The sequence below is a fragment of the Gammaproteobacteria bacterium genome (assembly GCA_022450155.1).
Classification (GTDB): domain Bacteria; phylum Pseudomonadota; class Gammaproteobacteria; order Arenicellales; family UBA868; genus REDSEA-S09-B13.
The window spans coordinates 58,079-75,655 of the sequence record JAKUQR010000008.1 but is presented as its reverse complement, the minus strand read 5'-3'; the positions used below and the strand labels follow the sequence as shown (position 1 = coordinate 75,655).

The window sequence follows — 17,577 nt, the reverse complement described above, 5'->3', positions numbered from 1 at the left end:
CACCGCCTCGAAACCGTTACAGCAACACATGACCGATCTAAAAGAAATTGGCCTCCCTGACATCGGCGATTTCGAGTCTGTCGATGTCATAGAAATTCTGGTCGCCCCTGGTGATGAGATCAAAACGGAAGATCCTCTAATCACGCTCGAAAGCGACAAAGCGACCATGGATTTACCCGCCCCGTTCGGTGGCATCATCAGAGAAGTCACAGTCAAGGTCGGCGATAAAATTGCCCAAGGCGCTGTTATCGCACTGGTAGATGCCGAATCCGGTACCGCGGCATCCACACCGGAACAATCGATATCCGCACAAACACCAGGCCCAGATCCGGGCGCCACTGATTCGACGGATCCCCAGACCGCACAAGCTGTCGCTGAACAAGTTGTCCATAGATCCCCAGCGACCCTGCCGCCACCGGTAGAACGCAGCGGCGATGCCTTACCCCACGCAAGTCCTGCTGCCCGTCGATTTGCACGTGAACTGGGTGCAGACCTGCATGCGGTGCGGGGCTCAGGACCCAAGGGTCGAATTCTCAGACAAGATATTCAAAACCATGTTAAAAACGCCCTGTCGGGCGCCCCCGCTCAGACCGCACGTGACGAGTCAACGTCCAGTATCCCGGCCATCCCGCGGATCGACTACAGTCGTTGGGGTGAGATCGATGTGCAACCGTTGTCCAGGATCCAGAAACGCTCCGGTCCGCACCTGCATCGGGCCTGGCTGAATATTCCACATGTCACACACTTTGATGAGGCCGATATCACAGAACTTGAGGCGTTTCGTCAATCACTCAATGCGGACACACAAGAATCGGCGGCATCTATTACTTGGCTGGCGTTTACGCTGAAAGCGCTGGCCGGGGCGGTCCGGCGGTTTCCAAAGTTCAATTCATCACTGGCTGACGATGGTGAGCACCTGGTCTTCCGCAAGTACTGCAATATCGGTATTGCCGTAGACACACCCGACGGTCTGATAGTTCCGGTGATTCGGGACATCCCACTCAAGGGACTGATTCAGCTGGCGACCGAGATGAACGAACTGAGTAGGAAGGCACGGTCGGGCGCATTGAAGCCCGAAGACTTGCAGGCTGGATGTATCACCATTTCAAATCTCGGCGGTATCGGTGGTGTCGCTTTTACCCCCATCATCAATGCACCAGAAGTCGCAATTTTAGGGGTTGCGCGGGCCCGGATGACCCCTGTCTGGGATGGACAGGAATTCAGGCCCCGTCTGATGCTGCCCTTGTCGTTGTCGTATGACCACCGGGTTATCGACGGTGCCGAAGCCGCACGCTTCACAGTGTTTATCCGCGAACTGCTGGAAGACACCCGGCGACTGCTCCTTTAAGCAGACTCCAAGTATGAGTGGCATGCAGCAAGATCAAGTTGTGAAGGTGCCCGATGTCGGAGATATCACCGATATCCAGGTGATCGAAATTCTGGTTGTCCCTGGTGATCAACTGGATATAGAAACACCGCTGCTGACGCTGGAGAGTGACAAAGCAACGATGGATGTTCCCTCTCCAATTGCCGGCACCGTGACCGAAGTGCTGGTTGCCGTGGGAGAGAGCGTCTCTACGGATTCGCCGATCGTGCGTGTACGCGGCCCGGAAAAATCCACACGACCTGCCGACAGCCCACCAACCGCGGCCGTTGACGAGGATCGTTCAGTCGCGCAGGATTCTGAACCCGCTACCGTGCGCGTCTCTTCCAGCGAAGCTGAAATTCGAACACAGTTGGTGGTTCTGGGTGCCGGTCCCGGGGGTTATACCGCCGCATTTCGTGCCGCTGATCTAGGACTCGACACTGTTCTGGTCGACTCCTCACCCACACTCGGAGGCGTTTGCCTCAACGTGGGCTGCATACCATCCAAAGCCCTGCTGCACGCCGCACGCGTGATCGAAGAAACGACAGAGATGGCGACGGCCGGCCTCGATTTCGGTTCACCAACCATTCACCGCGAAAAACTAGTTGCCTGGAAAAACAGCGTTGTAGAAAAACTGACCGATGGCCTCAACACACTTTCTCAGAAACGAAAAGTGACCGTAATAAACGGGCACGGTGGTTTCACAGCAGCCGACCATATCTGTGTTACCTGCGAAAACGGTAAAACCGACATCGCATTCGAACAGGCAATCATCGCCGCCGGCTCCGAACCTATACGACTGCCGGACCTGCCGGACGACCCCCGGATCATCGACTCAACGGGTGCACTGGCACTGGAGAATATACCCAACCGCCTGCTGATCATCGGTGGTGGCATCATTGGGCTGGAGATGGCGACCGTTTATCAGGCATTGGGTAGTCTTGTCACGGTTGCCGAGATGGCGGATCAGTTGATGCCCGGCGTCGATCCTGATCTTGTGCGGCCACTCAACCTGCGACTCAAAAAACGCTGCCAGAATCTGTTTGTGAATACCCGGGTTAGCCATATCAGCGCAGCAGGCGTTGGGCTTGACGTCACTTTTGAACGCGAAGACACCACCCATGCAGAACAGTTCGACCAGGTGCTAGTCGCGGTTGGCCGTCAGCCCAACGGCCACCTAATCGGTGCAGAAAATGCCGGCATAACCGTCGATGACTCGGGTTTCATCGCGGTCGACCGAAGACAGAAAACAAATGTCGATCATATCTTTGCCTGTGGCGATATCGTCGGCCCGCCGATGCTGGCCCATAAGGCAACACATGAAGGCAAAGTAGCAGCAGAAGTGGCCGCCGGCCTGCCCAGTGCGTTCGATGCCAGACTGATTCCTTCTGTTGCCTATACTGATCCCGAAATCGCCTGGGTTGGATTGACCGAAACCGATGCTAACTCTCAAGGAATCGAATACAAGACAAGTATCTTCCCCTGGGCGGCCAGCGGCCGGGCACTCGGATTGGGTCGACCCGAAGGGCTGACCAAACTTCTTTTTGAGCCTCGTACTCGAAGACTTCTGGGCGCCGGTATTGTGGGTGTTAATGCCGGTGACCTGATCGCCGAAGCTTGTCTTGCCATCGAGATGCAGTGTGAAGCACAGGATATCGCTCTGACCATCCACCCACATCCTACTCTGTCTGAGACGCTGGCTTTTGCGGCAGAGGTATTTGAAGGCACCATCACCGATCTCTATCTGCCTCGGAAAAACTGAACAGGCACTTGCATCAGGTGACAGCGCAAGCGGCTGCCACAGTTCAGGCTTGTTCGAGTTCGATCAACGTTCCACAGAAGTCGGCCGGGTGTAAAAACAGTACTGGCTTTCCGTGTGCACCGATGCTCGGTTCACCCTCGCCCAGCACCCGTGCACCACTGCGGCACAGTTGATCCCGGGCAACCGTGATATCCGCAACCTCGTAACAGATATGATGTACGCCCCCTTGGGGATGGCGCTCTAGATATCGGCTTACGGGCGACGCTTCCCCCAACGGATGCAGGAGTTCAATCTTGGTGTTTTCTAGCTCTACAAAAACCGTGGTGACCCCGTGCTCGGGCAATGGCATCGGCTCAGATACTTGGGCGCCGAGCACATCCCGGTAGAGCTCGACTCCTTTTTGAAGATCCGGCACCACGATGGCAACATGATTGAGCTTGCCGATCATGACTGAGTACCTGCCCTGCGCTGGGCAATTTCATCTACGAGTTGTCTGGCGGCGACTGTTGCCACCACTCTGCCGGCTTTCACGTCTTTTTCCAAAATCTTCAATCGGGTCGCTATCACCGGATCCTGGCGACATAGATCGATCAGCCCGTCGCGAAGCTCCTGGCGTAACCAGTCCCCCGACTGCTCGGTACGATGTTCTTCAGTCAACCCGGGTTCCATGTATTGGACCTGAAATTTGTCCAGAATATCCAGTGTCTCGGAAATCCCCTTATCCCTTAATGCAGACACAGCCAGCACGGGCACTTGCCAACCGCTAATACGTGGCTGCATCAGTCGGACCGCGTGAGTGTAACTGCTGACGGTGCGCCGGGCCGCGTTCTGCAGATCATCATCCGCCTTATTGACCAGTATGAGATCCACCAACTCCATCACGCCACGCTTTATACCCTGTAGTTCATCACCGGAAGCCGGCAGGATGAGTAGCAGGAAGAAATCTGTCATCTGAGCAACACGAAGTTCGGACTGACCAACACCCACGGTTTCAACAATGACATAGTCATACCCCGCAGCCTCACACAAATAGATACTCTCTCGAGTACGGCGGGCAACGCCGCCTGGACTGCCGCCGGAGGGCGATGGACGGACAAAAGCCTCGGGGTGACTTGACAGTTTCTCCATTCGAGTTTTATCGCCCAATATGGACCCGCCGCTCACCACTGATGTGGGATCTACGGTCAGAACGGCAACCCGATGCCCCGCTTTAATCGCCTTAAGCCCAAGCGCTTCGATAAATGTCGACTTTCCAACTCCCGGTACGCCGGTGATGCCGATTCGAAACGACATTCCGACATCGGGTAACAGGGCTGTCAGCAGCGATTCAGCCTGGTCGCGGTGGGACGGGCGGGTTGATTCCAGCAGCGTGATCGAACGGGCCAGTGCACGGCGATCACGCGTGCGTATTCCGTCTTTTAATTCATCTAACTCGGCGTCAGTCATCGCGTCTGGGCCTGAAACTCAATAACCGGCTGATCAAGTTCGAGCGTATCACCGACGGCAGCATGGATCGTTTCGATAACACAATCACGTTCCGCCTTCAGGACGTTTTCCATTTTCATCGCCTCGATGACGGCCAGCGTCTGCCCCGCATGCACGGCGTCGCCTGCCTCGACGTCAATCGAAATCAGCAAACCGGGCATGGGTGACAGCAGTAGGTGACTCTGGTCCTTTGGGGTCCTGAGGAGCATGAAGTCATAGAGTTCACTCGTGCGCGGTTCCAGAACCAGTGCCGAAACCAAGGAACCAGCGTGTACTACGCTATAGCCGATGTCAGTAGGCTCAACTTGGGCATAGTAACGCTCACCATCGATACGGAACTCAGTCACCTTTTCCGCGCTTGTCCATGCCGTAGTCAACTTCAGCAAACGACCGTCAACCCTAACCGAATAGCCTTCGTCCTCAGGTTCAACACTGCACCAATACGCAACTCCTGCAGTGCGCACCACGTGGGTGTGTCTGGGGTTCGATGACGGTGGGCTGTCACGCTTCTGGAGTACTAGGCTGCGCTGATGCACAACCGCTATGAGTGCAATGATTCGCGACAATAGGGGTTCTGGGGGCGTCTGGGATACAAATCCCTCGGGATACTCCTCATCAATAAATGCAGTGGTGGTCTCCCCTGTCACAAATCGCTTGTGTCCCAGAAGTGATGCCAGGAATTGCACATTGGTCACCACCCCCCGGATATGGAATTGATCCAGGCTCTCACGCATCAGCGCTATGGCAGCATCCCGATCTGATCCATGACAAACCAGTTTTGCCACCATCGGGTCATAGTGAATACTGATCTCACTACCTTCGCTGACGCCACTATCGACTCGAACGCTGCCACTTTGTGACGGCTGACGATAGTGGATTAACCGCCCCGTAGAGGGCATAAAGCCTCGTGCGGGGTTCTCGGCATAGATCCTTGACTCAATGGCCCAGCCGTTCATCTGAACATCTGACTGGGTGAACGGCAATACTTCACCTGCGGCTATGCGCAACATCAACTCCACCAGGTCCAGGCCGGTGATCATTTCAGTGACCGGATGTTCGACCTGCAGGCGTGTATTCATCTCCAGAAAATAGAAGTTTCGGGACTGATCAACAATAAATTCAACGGTACCCACAGAATAATAATCAACCGCCTTTGCCAGCTCGACTGCCTGTTGGCCCATCGCTGCCCGCGTAGCAGAATCAATGAAGGTCGAGGGCGCTTCTTCTATAACCTTCTGATGCCGACGCTGGATCGAACATTCCCGTTCGTGGAGGTATACACAGTTGCCGTGATGATCTCCTACAACCTGTATTTCGATGTGACGGGGCTTGTCTATAAACTTTTCTATAAAGACACGATCGTCGCCGAAGCTGGACTGTGCCTCGTTCTGTGCGCGTTTGAAGCCCTCGCGGCATTCGGACGAATTGAATGCTACGCGCATCCCTTTACCGCCACCGCCGGCGCTCGCCTTCAGCATAACGGGATAACCAATTGTGTCCGCTTTTTCGAGTACATCGTCAACATCTTCCAGCACTTCGTCATAACCGGGTATGACACTGACGCCCGCCTTTCTGGCGAGAGCCTTCGCAGCAATCTTGTCGCCCATCACCTCGATCGCCCGCTGGCCCGGCCCGATAAATGCGATACCCGCAGCGTCTAGGGCTTTCAAGAAATTGCTGTTTTCGGATAGAAATCCGTATCCCGGGTGCACAGCGTCGGCCCTGGTTTGAAGGCAGGCGTCGACCAGTCGATCAATTGAAAGGTAACTCTGCGCAGATAGCGCTGGACCAATGGCAACTGCCTCGTCGGCATAAGCCGTATGCATCGCATCCCGGTCGGCATCAGAAAACACCGCTACGCTAACGACACCCAGCTGGCGCAGTGACCTGATGATGCGGCAGGCGATTTCACCACGATTGGCGATTAATACTTTCTTAAACAAAACGATCTCGGGTCATTTCGACAGTAGGGTTAAGCGACAGGAACCAGCGCCCGCACATCAGGGGGAACTGGCGCTGTGCTGCGTTGCCGAATCACAGGGTTCAACGCTAGATTCAGCACTACAACCGTGAGGCCATTAAACCGCAAATCTCCGAGCGAGGCAAAATCAGACAGCTTATTCCAGCAATAACAAACTAAAGCTGTAGTCGTTTTTCAAGTTCTGCCAGTTCCTCGGGTGTATTGACATTCAGGAACATGTCCGGGTGGTCTGAGAAATCGACCGGCACCCAGGCATGCCGATCCAGCCAAAGGTCGATCTTCCGACCGCCAGAGTGCAGAAAATCCACCAGGTCTGGGGCCAGATTCCGGTGAATCAGGCTGAACACCGGCTGCAGACGATTGCCGTCATGAGCGACTGCAATACCGCTGTCTTCGACCGGTACTGCGCCAGACAAGCGGACAACCAGATCGTCTGCAAGCAAAGGTGAGTCACACGGTACCGTAACCAGCCAGGGCGTTGCAGTCTGGGTCAAACCTGCGGAGATGCCTGCCAGAGGCCCGAGAAAACCATCATCGGCATCCCGGATTACCTCAAATCCCAGTTCGGCATAGCGCTCGATATTCCGATTAGCACTGATCAGTACCGACGCGGTCTGCTGGACCAGCCGCTCAACCACCCAGTGCGCCATGGGTTGTCCGGCAAGCTCGATCAGGCCCTTGTCTCGGCCCGCCATCCGACGGGCCCGCCCGCCAGCGAGCACCAATCCAGTGACCTTTTCGTTGCGCAGTATCATTGCCAGTGGTAGATGCTACCGATGTTCTGTGGGGTACAATCCCTATTATCGCCGAAAATAATTTTGACCAAGCCCGTTGTGATGATAAGACCCATCAGCCCTCAACAACCCATCGTTCTAACCCAGACCTGGGGAATTCTTAAAAACACCCTGATCTGGTTGTCCTGCGTCGTTGTGGTCACGGGTTGCAGCGTCACTGAGAACATAGTTTCTCGATCAACTCCATCGAGTTCTGTCCAGTCACTGGAGGTGCCGCCGGACCTGACAGCACCGCAACAGACGACTGACACCTCGTTATTTGCAGCCACCCTTCAAAAGGCGAGCAAGGAAGAAAAAGCCCAGTATCAACAGTACCAGCAGTTCCAGCGGATGGCGGAGTATGAGGAGTTTCTGCAATGGCGAAAAGAACACGGAGGCGGTGAAGAACTCAGTATCACTGACTTTCGCGCTGCGCAGTCCGTTCTTCTGAAAGCTCGCCTTGCAGATAAGGGCGTCTTGGTTGTTACCGGCGATACCGGGGAGCGCATTGTACTGATTGCCGACACTTTCGATAACAGCTGGAATCGTGTGGATACAGCCGTCAAAAACATCGGTCTTCGAATTATCGAAGGTAACCGCAATACTGGTTATTTCAGAGTGTTCCACGACATCGAGCCACAAACGAAGAACCCCGCCAGTTTCCTTAAACGGCTGTTGTGGATTAATGATCCGTTGATCTATACCCTGTGGGTGACCGCTGAAGACGACACGGTGAGGGCGACACTATTTGACGACGACCAACTGCCGGTCGCCTCAGATGCCGCAAATGCTGTTATGGAACGGCTGGGGGTTCAGTTGCTCACTTTCGCAAGCAAGTACCAACTCCTCAAAGAAAGTGATTCAAACTCGGGAGCGCTGTCGCTGCAGCAAGCTGCCGACGGTCGACTTCAATTGATGGTTGCTGGCACAGCTCAAGGTCTCTGGTCAAGCGTTGACCGCGCACTGAGTGACGCAGGATTTACTATCACCGATAAGTCAATCGAGAATCACACGTTTCAGGTACGCTATGACGCAATTGAAGAACCGAAAAAGAAAAACGTGCTACAAAAACTGCGTTTCTGGAAAAAGGACAAGCAGCAACGGACCGAAACAGTACAGGTTCGCTTAGTCACCGCAGGTGGAAACACAGTAATTGAAGTCCTAACCTTGGAAGGAGATCCTACGGAAAATAGCGATCACATTCTCACGCTACTGTTTGATCGCCTCAAATAATGACCTTGACACCCTGGCAATCGTAGCGTTCAGGAGCCCTGAGCCTGAGATTCCTTTTTTGCCTTCCACTTCTGGTAGGCCTTGAATTCCTGCCAGCGCTTCCATTCGAGGTACGCGGCATAATCCGGGTCATACACCTGAGGACCGGACGGTTTGCTAGAGTCACTTGAGTCACCCGAACCAAACAACCGAATCGATCGCAAGCGATAGGGTGGCTCGCCCCGTGGCGCCTTAACATAACCTGGGGGCACCTTGTTTTTTATCGCCTGGGTATGCGCTTTATCCTTTCCTGGCAGGACCGACGCACACCCGGTCAGCATAAAAGCTAAAGCAACAATAATATGGAAACACTTAGTCATCTTAGGAACTCATGTGGAAAACAACTCATCAGTTGTGCGAAGGCCGCCTTGGGGTTGCTGTCGCAGTTTGCCCAGACAAGTCCTCGGTGGCCGACTGCCTAGCAGCAACTAGTTGCAATCAATTGTATCGCAGCCTTTGCGGCAGCGCATCGAGCCTTCAGCCCTACAGCCGGATGTCACAATGGCCCTGCCACACAAAACACCGACGGCAACCCTTTCGGATTCTGTACTTTAAGTCTCGCGTATATACCGGAGTAGCAAAGAGGCATCGAAGAAGTCTGGGGATATTGGCTGAGGCGGGAAGTGCTGACAGTCTTTGAGCCCGAGCCCACCATCCAACGGCCGATGACAGATAAAAAAAGAGTTTAGGGCGCCAGAAAGTCAGCAAAGTGCAAAACAGCATTGTTTTTGTTTAAGATTCTCTGGTACGGGAGACGCCACCACACTCGCTACAATGAGTCCACTGAATGGTCTAGATTCAATTGTTGTGTAATTACAACACCTACTTGTCGTTTTTAGTCAACAAGCCTTGTGTTTTCACCAAATTTGCCACACACTAGCATCGCTTGTACGAGCAAACGTTGTTTAACCTTATACGTATAGAGGAACACATTTTATGAACAAGAAATTACTAGCCGCTGCAGTCGCCAGTACCTTCGCCATCCCCGGCGTCGTTGCTGCTGACGCAAGCTTTTACGGCGCACTTAAGCCCCGTATCCAAGTTCAAGACTCCAACATTACCTTTAAAGACGGTGCGTCGCGCATCGGTTGGAAGTCCAGTAAGGACATGGGCAACGGCAACAGCGTATCCGGCAAAGTTGAGTTGGGTCTCGACATGTCAGACGGCCACATCAATACAGGCAACACCTCGCGTGTCACCACCGTTGCATTTAGCGGTGACTGGGGTTCGGTCTCCATGGGTTCTCAGTGGTCCATCATGACGGGCCCTGACTGGGTCACCTGCGTGAACTCAGGTTCGTCCTGTGCCGGTCACGTTGGCTACCAGGGCCGTGTTGCTGATTCTCTGGTCATTAAAGGTCCGGCCATTGGCCCGCTGGCCCTGTCTATACAGATGGAAGCCGATGGCTCTGACCTCGCCGCTTGGGGCGTTGGCACCGGCATAGACCTGGGTACCATCAACATCCAGGCTGCGTACCGTAACACAGACTCCAACGCCGCCACTGAAGTTGCTGCATCAACCACCATTGCGGGTATGACCTTAGCTGCTGGTTTTAGTAGCCAAGACGTTGGCGATAGTGGCAACTCGATCTTTGCCAATATCCAGGGTCTGAAGCTCCAGTACGACGAAACTGCTGGTGATGCTGACCTGTCAGCCAACTACGACGTCGACCTTGGTGGCGCAACCATGCGAGTGGGTGTCATCGACAACGAAGGCTCAGATACAGCGATCTTTGTCCAGTGGATGTACAGCCTGTAAACAGGAGTTGATCCTGTAACAGGATCCCGGTTTATCCGGTCGGAAAAGGGCGCCAGTCGGCGCCCTTTTCTTTTGCTCTTTTCGGACCAGTTCCCATCTGGACTCATCCAGTATGACGAGCACCTCAATCTCGCTCGGCCAGCACTGTATGCAGAGGTCGGAGGTGTGTTTCGTACCGCTTCCAGCGCGAAACCGCGCTTTGGTACAAGGGTTGTCTCACCTGGACCGCACTGGGTGTGTTGACTGCCCGAATCGTTTCGTGGAACCGCAAACACCCCGGCTCGAATGGCAACCCACAATACTCGAGCAGCCGGTTGATCTCACGCTCATGATCAGCAACAAGGTCCTCATAGGAAATGCGATGCATACAGCCCGGAAACCTCGCTTCCCAATCCTGCATGAGTCGCTCATAAAGCCGGTAGTACTGACCCAGCTCCCTAAGATCTGATGCATAACCGTGGGCCGATGAGAAAAAATGCGTAAAGATCGACAGACACGTATCCATCGGATCACGGACACAGTGGATGATTCTTGCCTGAGGCATCACTGCGGCCAGCAGACCCACGCGCAGAAAATTGTGTGGCAGTTTGTCGGTAATCCGCGCGCTCTGGTCGGCATCTGTGCGTAAATTCTCGACATACACCTGCGCAGATTGGATAAGGACCTCGGCTGGAACGCTACTAATCGACTGTGGGAACGGTCGACCGGTTGTCTGTGCGACCTGGCTGTCAAACACCGACGAATGATATACCTCACCTGCACCGAAAACACTCGAGTGAGACGCCAGAATCTGTTCGACCAGACTGGTACCGGAACGCGGCATACCGATCACGAAAATCGGAGTTTCATCCTCAATAGCGTGCTTGGCTGTATCCTTCAGCCAGTCGGGCGTAAAAGCTTCGCGGTAGGTCTCAAAGTAGGCCGCTTCCTGGTCTATCGAAAACTGATAAAGGCTGCGGTGAAGCCGATTGGCTTCTTCATAGTAGGTAAACGACTCATCGTAACGCTCAAGATCCTCAAACACCTTACCCAGGGAAAATGCCAGCACAATGCGATCCATTCCCTGTGCGGAGGATTTTTCGTAACTTGCTTCCATCGACTCAATGTCAGACGAGTATTCATCGAACCTTTTCAGATAGGCCAACCCGCGGTGCGCCTCGGGATCATGCGGTGATTTTGTAATCACTCGACGAAAACACGCTTCCGCTTCGCCGCTCTGCCCCAGAGCCTGGTGAACCTCTCCCAATCTTTGCCGGGCAGCAATGTGATCCGGGTTCAGTTTGAGCGCCAGATTCAGTTCAGCACTCGCCAGTTCGAGTTTTGTCTGGTCATGGTAAAGACACCCCAGTTCATAGTGCCCATGCGGATCATTCGATTTGAGACCAATCCCCTTGAGCAGAACCTGCTCGGCTTCGTCGCGCCGGCCTGTGACTCGCAATACGTGACCGAGTTCAGTGTAGTTCGACACCTCGCCCGGTTCACACTGGACACACCGTTCAAGACAGTCGACGCCCTGCTCCACCCGCCCACTGTCACAATACAAGCGGCCCAGTAATCTAAGGGCCATTGCATGATTAGGCTTATGTGCTAAAACACGCTGCAGGATTTCTTCAGCTTGACCAAGATGACCCGCAGCCTGGTGACTTAAGGCCTGTTGAAGCTCCTCCAAATACGGGATGTTCCGCTCTTTCTTTGCGTTCCTGCTCATCAGGGCACGCACGGATGGGCGACGCGTTCGCGAATTTTTCCCTTTCCTTGCCATTGATTCAGGTTACCTGTGTCTTGTTCATCAGAAGCCGACACGATCCGGCTCGCCGACATTGTATCCAAGAGACGCCTGGTCACCGAACATTATGGATGTAGCTTGCACACCGCCCACAGCACCCTGACACTATAATAGTTTGATATAAACATCATATCGTCAATTGAACCCAGTCGAGACCCGCTCATGACCCGCACCCAAAACGCATTACCGCTTAAAGTCTACTGGCAGCCAGGCTGTTCCAGCTGCCTCAAGACCAAGGAATTTCTGCTTGACCACGGTGTAACGTTTGAGTCCATCAACGTACTTGAAGACCCCGATGGTTTTAAAGAACTTGAAATCCTGGGCCTGAGACTCGTACCCATAGTCGCACGCGGCTCAGACTGGGCCAATGGTGCTGTCTTCCGAGATGTGGCTCGGGTCGCAGGATTCGACTGGCAACCGCACGCCCTGTTAGACCCCGACATCCTGATCGACCGCCTCAACACAATCCTGACTGCGGCTCAGCGTTTTCTGAGCCAGATCCCAGAGAATCAGCTGGATTCGATGCTGCCAGATCGGCCACGTTCTTACCGGCAGCTTGCTTACCACATTTTCCAGATTCCCAAAGTGTTTCTGGATCGGGTCGAACATGACACGCCGTACACTTACGAAGCACTGGTCAGTAACTTGCCGACGGATTTGGTATCGCGTCAGGACCTTCTGGAGTTCGCACACGCTGTGACTGATCGGATAAATTTGTGGTGGACACAAGCAGGACAGACAATCGATTTCGCTCAACCGGGTAAGGTCTATTATGGTGAGGTCACGCTGCATGAAGTACTCGAGCGAACGGCCTGGCATTCAGGTCAACATACCCGCCAACTGATGCTGACCCTGGAATCTATCGGCATAGAGCCGGATCAACCACTTGGTTCAGCTGATTTCAGTGGATTACCTATGCCCAAGAATATCTGGGACAACGAAAAAACGTGGCGCTAGCGCCCTAACGTTTATTTAGCACTGGCCGACTCCAGAAATTTCAACGGCAACGCGTTGACCGCTGTGGGCTCTGCCCACTGTGTCCAGTGTCCAACATCCTCTAGCAACCCAGACAATATGCTGCCGCGGGATGCTAACCTGACTTATACCAACTGCAATCGAACGAAACGATGACCCACGTTTTCCACCGCAATACGCATGCCGATCTGCCGGTTGCGGTCTCAGGTGACGGCGCCTACATCGTCGATCAGACAGGCAAAAGCTACCTCGATGCATCTGGCGGTGCCGCTGTTTCCTGCCTGGGCCACAGTCACCCGGATGTCATTCGTGCCATAAAAGATCAACTGGATGCCATTCCCTTTGCCCACACGGCATTTTTCACCAGCGAGCCGCTGGAACAACTGGCGGCTCATCTCACTACTCGGGCGCCGGGTCCACTTGATAGAGTGTATGTGGTCAGCGGAGGCTCTGAAGCCATGGAAGCCGCTCTGAAGATGGGAAGACAGTACTTTCTGGAGCGTAATGAACCGTCGAAGCGACTGTACATCGCTCGACGGCAGAGCTACCACGGCAACACTCTGGGCGCCCTGGCCACCGGTGGCAACCTGTGGCGGCGCCAACCCTATGACCCGCTACTGATGGAGACTCATCACATCGCTCCTTGCTATGCCTACCGGGAACAACGTACTGACGAGACTGCAGAGACGTATGCGCTGCGGGCTGCCGATGAACTTGAAAACAAGATCGTGGAACTCGGCGCTGAGAACGTCATTGGATTTGTCGCTGAACCCGTCGTCGGCGCCACGCTGGGCGCAGTACCGCCGGAACCCGGTTATTTTCGGCGCATTCGGGAAATCTGTGATCGACACGGTATTCTTTTGATACTCGATGAAGTGATGTGTGGAATGGGCCGGACCGGCACGCTGTTTGCCTGTGAGCAGGACGATATCTGTGGTGACCTTATCACCATTGCCAAAGGATTGGGTGGCGGTTATCAGCCGGTCGGCGCCGTCATGGTCAATGAACAAATCTATCAGACGATTCATCAGGGCACTGGCTTCTTCCAGCATGGCCATACTTATCTGGGCCATGCGGTTGCGTGTGCAGCGGCACTGGCAGTACAGCGCGTCATTGAACGCGAGAACCTTCTGCAACGTGTGCGGACAATGGGCACATTACTGATGGACTTGCTAGTCACACAATTTGGAGAGCACCCCTATGTCGGAGACATCCGCGGACGAGGCCTGTTTGTAGGTCTTGAATTTGTAGCCGATAAAAGCAGTAAGTCTCCATTCGAACCATCGCTTGAGGTGCACCATCGACTCAAATCTGCAGCAATGGACAACGGCCTGATCTGCTACCCGATGGGTGGCACTGTGGATGGCAGGCAGGGCAGTCATGTTCTGCTTGCGCCACCTTATAACGTGTCCGAAAATCAACTCTCTGACATCGTCGATCGACTGGCGGTTAGTCTGGACACAACACTGAAGACGCTTGACTGATGGCAAACTCGCTTACTCACAACTCGAACACCCTAAATTCGGGCTATAGAGACATAGAGGTTCGTCCGTTGAGTAGTGCGATTGGTGCCGAGATCCATGGTGTAGATATCGCCAACGGGCTTTCCACTACTGCATTCGAAGAAGTTCAGCGCGCTTTTTCTGATTTCGGTGTGATCTTTTTCCGCGATCAAGATCTTACTCCCGAGCAACACGTTGACTTTGCCCGGTGCTGGGGAAAGATCAATGTAAACCGATTTTTCAAGCCAGTGCCTTCCTATCCATTGATCGCCGAAGTACGCAAGGAGCCTGAACAAACGTCGAACATTGGTGGCCTGTGGCACACCGACCATTCTTACGATCAAATCCCGGCAACAGGTTCGATCCTCTACGCTCGCGAAGTACCAGACTCAGGCGGGGACACCGTGTTCGCCAGCATGTATGCAGCTTACGACACCCTCTCCGAAGGTCTCAAGCAGATGCTGAGCTCCCTTCGTGCGATCCATTCCAGCCGCGATGTATTCGGTCCCCAAGCCTATCAGGACTGGCGTGATGAATCGGACATTGGTGATCGAGTCGGTAACGCGGCTGCGGCCACTCAGGACGCCAATCACCCTGTAGTCATTCGCCATCCGCTGTCGGGCCGTCCGGCGCTTTATGTCAACCCGCAATTCACCCTGCGTTTTGACGGCTGGACAGAAGACGAGTCCAGGCCTCTTCTTGAATATCTTTACCAACATGGCTACCGACCGGAATTCACCTGCCGCTTTCGCTGGCAACCGCGATCACTCGCAATGTGGGATAACCGGGCCACCTGGCACCATGCCCTGAATGACTACCCCGGCGAACGAAGGCTGATGCACCGGATCACGCTAGAAGGTGTGGCTCTAGAACCCGTTTAACCTCAGGCTTTACCTGGAGACCTACAATGGACGATATCCCGATTATCATCAAACGTCAGCTACAAGCTGAAGTCATAGGCCCGGTATTCGATGAAATGAAGACACAACTGGGGCAACAGAAAGCCGAAGATATTCTGCGAGCTGCGATCGAGAAGGCAGCCATTACCGAAGGTCAGCACTATGCGCAGACCAAGACCTCGCCTGAGCGTTCACCGCTTCGTAACTTCATCGAACTATTCGAGCAGTGGAAAGCAGGTGGCGCACTCGAGATCGACGTCTTACACGAGTCCGATGACCAGTTCGACTTTAATGTGACTCGCTGCCGATATGCCGAGATGTACCAAGACATGGATCTGGGGCACATTGGTCACCTACTCTCTTGTCATCGTGACGGCACCTTCTGTCAGGGGTTCGATGATCGCATCACATTGCAAAGAGATCAGACTATTATGGGCGGTGCCTCTTGTTGTACCTTCCGCTACCGATATAAAACCTGACCCAGTTTTTGCAGTGCAGATACAGTAGTCATTTCGACTCATCTTATCGCGGCATAAGCTAATCTGTTCCCGGCAACAACCATCGATTACACTGCCCGTCGTGCACAACCTGCGTCACACAAATGACTTCTAAACCAAGCATCGTACCAACGCCCAAGGGCAATCCGGTCCGTTCAATCCAGCAGTGGATCCGGGACCACGATATTGATGAGATAGAAGCCGTTATCCCTGATATGACCGGGATCGCGCGCGGCAAGCTGATCTCCGCGAAAAAATACAGTGAAGAAGTGGGCCTGCGTATGCCTGAAGGTATTTTCCTCCAGACCGTAACCGGCGAATATCCCGAAGATCAGAGCGCAGTTGATCCGTCGGACGGAGACATCTTCCTAAAGCCGGATATTGAGAGTTTCAGGCTGGTGCCCTGGGCCCAGAATCCGACTGCGCTCATTGTTCACGATTGTTTTTACGCCGATGGCAAACCGGTTGAGATGTCACCGCGTTATGTGTTGCAAAAAATCGTGCAGGCTTATCATGAATTCGGCTGGACACCCATCGTGGCTCCTGAACTCGAGTTCTACCTGGTCAAACCGAATCATGATGCAGACTACCCTCTGGAACCACCGGTCGGACGCTCAGGCCGCGCAGAACCCGGCCGCCAGTCGTTCAGTATAGATGCGGTTAACGAATTCGATCCTATGTTTGAGGATTTATACGATCACTGTGAAGTCCTTGATATCGCGCTTGAGACACTCAATCATGAAGCAGGTGCGGCCCAGATGGAGATCAACCTGGCGCATGGTGATCCGGTCAAGATCTCGGACCAGGCATTTCTTTTCAAACGAGCCACTCGCGAAACAGCATTGCGGCACAACATGTATGCTACCTTCATGGCAAAGCCAATGGAAAAAGAACCTGGCAGTGCCATGCACATTCACCAAAGCATCGTCGACATCAGACATGGTAAAAACATATTTAGCGAAGACAACGGCCAGGCCAGCCCACTATTTTTTGCCCATATTGCAGGCTTACAGCGCTACCTTCCGGCTGCAATGTCGCTCCTTGCACCGAATGTCAACTCCTACCGGCGTCTGATTCGTGACCATGCTGCACCAATCAATGTACACTGGGGCTACGACAACCGTACGGTCGGTCTGAGAGTGCCGGATTCAACACCCGAGTCACGCCGCATCGAAAACCGGGTACCCGGAGCAGACGCCAACCCCTATCTGGCCGTCGCCGCCAGTCTTGCCTGCGGCCTGCTCGGAATGATGGACCAGCTCGAGCCGTCGGAACCTGTCACCGGCACTGCCTACAATATGCCGTATGACCTGCCACGAACGCTCGAGCAGGCACTACGTGCGCTGCAGGATTGCACACCGCTGCGAGAAATTCTCGGAGAACGTTTTGTCAGGGCCTTTAACGCGGTAAAAGAAAACGAGCACGGCACATTCCTCCAGGTAATTAGTTCCTGGGAGAGAGAACACTTACTGCTGAACGTCTGACCGTGCTTCAGCGAAACGAACTTAACTCTGATGTTCC

General features: G+C 54.0%; 15 protein-coding genes. 9 read left to right on the top strand and 6 right to left on the bottom strand.

Annotated features, from left to right (window positions below; all coding sequences use genetic code 11):
• Positions 1-28: 28 nt before the first annotated feature.
• Both MK323_06370 and lpdA read left to right on the top strand, forming a co-directional pair.
• The gene (locus tag MK323_06370) at positions 29-1,348 is read left to right on the top strand and encodes a 2-oxo acid dehydrogenase subunit E2 (protein MCH2481783.1); all 1,320 of its coding nucleotides are present in this window, start codon (positions 29-31) and stop codon (positions 1,346-1,348) included.
• A 13-nt stretch (positions 1,349-1,361) separates the two neighbouring features.
• Positions 1,362-3,128, top strand: a complete 1,767-nt coding sequence (gene lpdA, locus MK323_06365) for a dihydrolipoyl dehydrogenase (protein MCH2481782.1) — start codon at positions 1,362-1,364, stop codon at positions 3,126-3,128.
• 43 nt (positions 3,129-3,171) lie between these two features.
• On the opposite strand, the gene mce is transcribed toward lpdA, so the two are convergent.
• From mce to mobA, 4 genes are all read right to left on the bottom strand, one after another.
• Complete coding sequence (gene mce / locus MK323_06360) at positions 3,172-3,576, bottom strand: methylmalonyl-CoA epimerase (GenBank protein ID MCH2481781.1); 405 nt, start codon at positions 3,574-3,576, stop codon at positions 3,172-3,174.
• A complete protein-coding gene (meaB, locus tag MK323_06355) occupies positions 3,573-4,574 on the bottom strand; it encodes a methylmalonyl Co-A mutase-associated GTPase MeaB (protein ID MCH2481780.1) in 1,002 nt (333 codons plus the stop codon). Before meaB ends, mce begins: the two co-directional genes overlap by 4 nt.
• On the bottom strand, positions 4,571-6,556 hold the full coding sequence (locus MK323_06350) for an acetyl/propionyl/methylcrotonyl-CoA carboxylase subunit alpha (protein MCH2481779.1): 1,986 nt from the start codon (positions 6,554-6,556) through the stop codon (positions 4,571-4,573). Before MK323_06350 ends, meaB begins: the two co-directional genes overlap by 4 nt.
• A gap of 193 nt (positions 6,557-6,749) precedes the next feature.
• A complete protein-coding gene (gene mobA / locus MK323_06345) occupies positions 6,750-7,349 on the bottom strand; it encodes a molybdenum cofactor guanylyltransferase (GenBank protein ID MCH2481778.1) in 600 nt (199 codons plus the stop codon).
• A gap of 63 nt (positions 7,350-7,412) precedes the next feature.
• Here mobA and bamC point away from each other — a divergent pair, with 63 nt between their 5' ends.
• Positions 7,413-8,600, top strand: coding sequence for an outer membrane protein assembly factor BamC (gene bamC, locus MK323_06340; GenBank protein MCH2481777.1), 1,188 nt, complete (start codon positions 7,413-7,415; stop codon positions 8,598-8,600).
• 29 nt (positions 8,601-8,629) lie between these two features.
• Here the strand turns inward: bamC and MK323_06335 are convergent, their stop codons facing one another.
• Positions 8,630-8,959: a hypothetical protein gene (locus tag MK323_06335; GenBank protein MCH2481776.1), complete on the bottom strand. Its 330-nt coding sequence runs from the start codon at positions 8,957-8,959 to the stop codon at positions 8,630-8,632.
• A gap of 616 nt (positions 8,960-9,575) precedes the next feature.
• On the opposite strand from MK323_06335, the gene MK323_06330 reads away from it, so the two are divergent.
• Positions 9,576-10,397: a porin gene (locus MK323_06330; protein MCH2481775.1), complete on the top strand. Its 822-nt coding sequence runs from the start codon at positions 9,576-9,578 to the stop codon at positions 10,395-10,397.
• A gap of 124 nt (positions 10,398-10,521) precedes the next feature.
• Here the strand turns inward: MK323_06330 and MK323_06325 are convergent, their stop codons facing one another.
• Positions 10,522-12,105 (bottom strand): sulfotransferase, encoded by a 1,584-nt coding sequence (locus tag MK323_06325; protein ID MCH2481774.1) that lies wholly within the window; start codon positions 12,103-12,105, stop codon positions 10,522-10,524.
• 240 nt (positions 12,106-12,345) lie between these two features.
• Here MK323_06325 and MK323_06320 point away from each other — a divergent pair, with 240 nt between their 5' ends.
• The 5 genes from MK323_06320 (at position 12,346) to MK323_06300 (ending at position 17,540) form a co-directional block, all read left to right on the top strand.
• Positions 12,346-13,140 (top strand): hypothetical protein, encoded by a 795-nt coding sequence (locus tag MK323_06320; GenBank protein ID MCH2481773.1) that lies wholly within the window; start codon positions 12,346-12,348, stop codon positions 13,138-13,140.
• A 170-nt stretch (positions 13,141-13,310) separates the two neighbouring features.
• Positions 13,311-14,642, top strand: a complete 1,332-nt coding sequence (locus MK323_06315; GenBank protein ID MCH2481772.1) for an aspartate aminotransferase family protein — start codon at positions 13,311-13,313, stop codon at positions 14,640-14,642.
• Positions 14,642-15,541 carry a TauD/TfdA family dioxygenase gene (locus MK323_06310; GenBank protein ID MCH2481771.1) on the top strand — a complete coding sequence of 300 codons (900 nt, stop codon included), beginning with the start codon at positions 14,642-14,644 and terminating at the stop codon, positions 15,539-15,541. The genes MK323_06315 and MK323_06310 overlap by 1 nt, the downstream gene beginning before the upstream one ends.
• 26 nt (positions 15,542-15,567) lie before the next feature.
• Positions 15,568-16,038 (top strand): L-2-amino-thiazoline-4-carboxylic acid hydrolase, encoded by a 471-nt coding sequence (locus tag MK323_06305; protein MCH2481770.1) that lies wholly within the window; start codon positions 15,568-15,570, stop codon positions 16,036-16,038.
• A gap of 122 nt (positions 16,039-16,160) precedes the next feature.
• Positions 16,161-17,540, top strand: coding sequence for a glutamine synthetase family protein (locus tag MK323_06300; GenBank protein MCH2481769.1), 1,380 nt, complete (start codon positions 16,161-16,163; stop codon positions 17,538-17,540).
• Positions 17,541-17,577: the final 37 nt, after the last annotated feature.